Source organism: Bacillus sp. JJ1474, from assembly GCF_036965225.1.
In the GTDB taxonomy this organism is placed as follows: domain Bacteria; phylum Bacillota; class Bacilli; order Bacillales; family Cytobacillaceae; genus Cytobacillus.
On the sequence record NZ_JBALPC010000282.1, the window covers coordinates 1 to 3,032 of the forward strand.

General features: G+C 35.7%; 3 protein-coding genes. 1 reads left to right on the forward strand and 2 read right to left on the reverse strand.

The features are described from left to right. Nucleotides 1-160: 160 nt before the first annotated feature. Nucleotides 161-1,132, reverse strand: a complete 972-nt coding sequence (locus V7164_RS24530) for an NAD(P)H-dependent flavin oxidoreductase (RefSeq protein WP_335345559.1) — start codon at nucleotides 1,130-1,132, stop codon at nucleotides 161-163. Between the two features lie 252 nt (nucleotides 1,133-1,384). Between V7164_RS24530 and V7164_RS24535 the strand changes: the two genes are divergently transcribed. Further along, a complete protein-coding gene (locus V7164_RS24535; protein ID WP_335346546.1) occupies nucleotides 1,385-2,155 on the forward strand; it encodes a tRNA threonylcarbamoyladenosine dehydratase in 771 nt (256 codons plus the stop codon). 226 nt (nucleotides 2,156-2,381) lie between these two features. On the opposite strand, the gene V7164_RS24540 is transcribed toward V7164_RS24535, so the two are convergent. After that, nucleotides 2,382-3,032: GNAT family N-acetyltransferase (locus V7164_RS24540; protein WP_335355530.1), on the reverse strand; the 651-nt coding region annotated here is incomplete at its 5' end.

Here is a 3,032-nt window from a genome sequence, read left to right on the forward strand (position 1 = left end):
CCGCAGAAGTGGAAAATTGCCCCGATCGGTCAACAGTCGCATCATCTGATGCCTGCTGCAGGTGAAAATTGCTCAGCTACTTTTTTAAAAATAATAAAGTCTATAATTTGTTTTTTAAGACAGAAAAAAGCCTGAAGAATGACAGGCTTGAAGGATTTATTTATTTCACAGCTAAATATTCATCTGTAATATTTTTTATGATTGTATGAACAGGCAATATTTTCTTAATTTCAGACACTCTCGCGCCAGCGAATACGAGGCCATTTTCTACGTCCCCGCCTACGGATTTTAATAGTGAATCTAGTGTACAAAAGCGGTAGGAGCAGTTTTTTAAACAATCATGGCATTTATCGATTTTTAATTTTCCGGTTCCTGAAATTAAATCGGTAAACTTGTTCTTAATGGCTCTTCCTTGCAGGCCAACCGTGGTTTTAACTAGGATCGTATCTTCTTTTTGTGCATTCACATATTTTTCTTTAAAGGATAATGGGGCGTCACATTCCTCACTGGCAACAAACCTTGTACCCATTTGTACCCCGGAAGCTCCCATTTGAATGGCTCTAGCTACATCTTCTCCGGTTAATATTCCACCGGCTGCAATGACTGGAATGTTTACGGCTTCAACTACTTCTGGAAGGATTTCAAATAAAGGACGGTCTGTTCCTAAATGGCCGCCCGCTTCGCATCCTTCAACAACAACAGCAGACGCTCCCAATCTCTCAGAAAGTCTTGCTAGCTTAGCTGTAGAAACAATCGAAATAACAGGAGTTCCACTCTCTTTTCCCCAGGAATACATATCGCGTGAAATTCCTGCACCTGAAATAATAAAATCTACTTTTTCCTCTATAGCAGCCTTCATTTTTTCGGCAAAATCATTCATTGCAAATAATACATTAACGCCAATATAGCCTTTTCCAATGATCTTTTCCTTTGCCTTTCTAATATGAAACTTTAGTTCATCTGTTGAAATTCCTGTTCCTGATATAATTCCAATCCCACCTGCGTTTGCAACAGCTGATGCAAGCCCGCTCAGTGAAATGCCAACACCCATACCTCCTTGAAGGATGGGAACTTTCGGTTCCATATGGCCAATTTTTAATTGTGGTAAGTTCAAAGTATAACCCCATTTCAATTGTTTAGGAATGATTTGGTTCATGCTTTATTAAAGTATCATGGTTATTATTAAAAAGCTGTGATTAATATTACTAGGTACTAATAGTTACTATTAATTTTTTGACTTATTAGTAAAAAATTAATCATTTTATTCCTATGGAGATACTTATTTTTTATAAAAAGTATGGTATATTCAATATCGGGAAAAACAAAAGTAGAACCCATTTTTATGTTTTTATTAATTTTGAAAGTGTTATGGAGCTGAGAATATATGTTGCATCAATTTTCAAGAAATGAGCTTGCTATCGGTAAAGAAGGGTTAGACATCATGAAGAACAGCACGGTTGCTGTTCTTGGGGTAGGCGGAGTAGGAACCTTCGCTGCAGAAGCGTTAGCCCGGTCAGGTGTTGGGCGTTTAGTATTGGTTGATAAAGATGATGTTGATATAACAAATGTAAATCGTCAGATCATTGCCTTACTTTCTACTGTAGGACAGCCAAAGGTTGATCTAATGAAAGAGCGGATCAAAGATATTAATCCAGAATGTGAAGTAATCGCTCTGAAAATGTTTTATACAGAGGAAACGTACGAGCAGTTTTTCGAGTATGGTCTTGATTTTGTCATCGATGCATCTGATACCATTTCTTATAAGATTCATCTAATGAAGGAATGCTTAAAAAGAAATATCCCTATGATTTCAAGCATGGGGGCTGCTAATAAGATGGATCCAACCCGTTTTCAAATTGCTGATATTTCTAAAACCCATACAGATCCAATTGCCAAGGTTATTCGTACTCGCTTGAGAAAAGAAGGAATTCGTAAAGGAATCCCAGTTGTATTTTCAGATGAAAGTCCGATCGTCATCCGTGAAGATGTCAGAAAGGAAGTTGGTAAAAACGATGCTACTATCCGAAAAGCAAAAATGCCGCCTTCCTCCAATGCATTTGTCCCATCTGTAGCTGGATTAGTTATGGCTAGCTATGTTGTCAGACAACTTCTGATAAATATTCAAGTGAATCGTGTGAAAGACGAGAATAAATAATTTAAAAGTACAGTTTATGTTTAACGGGTTCGGTCTCTAGAAGTGCATAACACCAATTCACAACTGAATTCGCACAACAATTCGCATATGTTTTAACAAAAAATTAACAACAGAAAATACAGTCAATTTGGTATAAGTAGTTTAGGTTTGAAATAGAAAATGAGCTTGGAAATAGTATTCCAAGCTCGGTTATTCTATATTGCTTCGCTAATTCTTTAACCAAAATTTAATATCCCTGAATTTCTTTTATGCTTCTTCCCCCTATAAAGGCGTGTCCCATTTTCAGTTTTGCAACGTTCTTAAATCCATATTTTTGATAGACTTTTTCTATTTTTTCGTTAATAGGAAACACCCAAAGGTTTTCTAGCTCCTTCTTAGCAACTTCTGCTTGAATATAATGAATCAATTCACCGATTAATCCTCGTCCCCTGTATTCCTCTAGAGTTGCAACACTTTCCATCCGTGCCTGATTATCATTGATAAAAATACAAGCTGTTGCACAGGCAATTCCATCATACCGAAGTAAATAATGTATAAAACTAGGATGATTAAAATCTACCTCAAAAGCCTTTTCCCTAACTGCTTTGCCTCCAAATTCTGTAATACTGCATTCAATATTTAATGCTTCGGAATAATTCATTTTTGTAACCAATTCAATAGAAATTTCATTGCGTTTTTCCTTTTCCAAAACCTTTTGTTCCCACATTTGAACAGGACTGATTAATTCTTCGAATCCGAAATGATTCAATTTTAGTTGGTTAACTAATTCTTGTTGAGCATCTAAGTTATAAATATAAAATCTAGGTATGATTTTTCTAGAATTATAAAATTTTTTTACTTCATCAATTATTAACTTTGGATTATCAATAGCATCACT

Bases quoted from the DNA above. Each gene is read 5' to 3' on its own strand.
- V7164_RS24535 (WP_335346546.1), top strand. From the start codon at position 1,385: ATGTTGCATCAATTTTCAAGAAATGAGCTTGCTATCGGTAAAGAAGGG.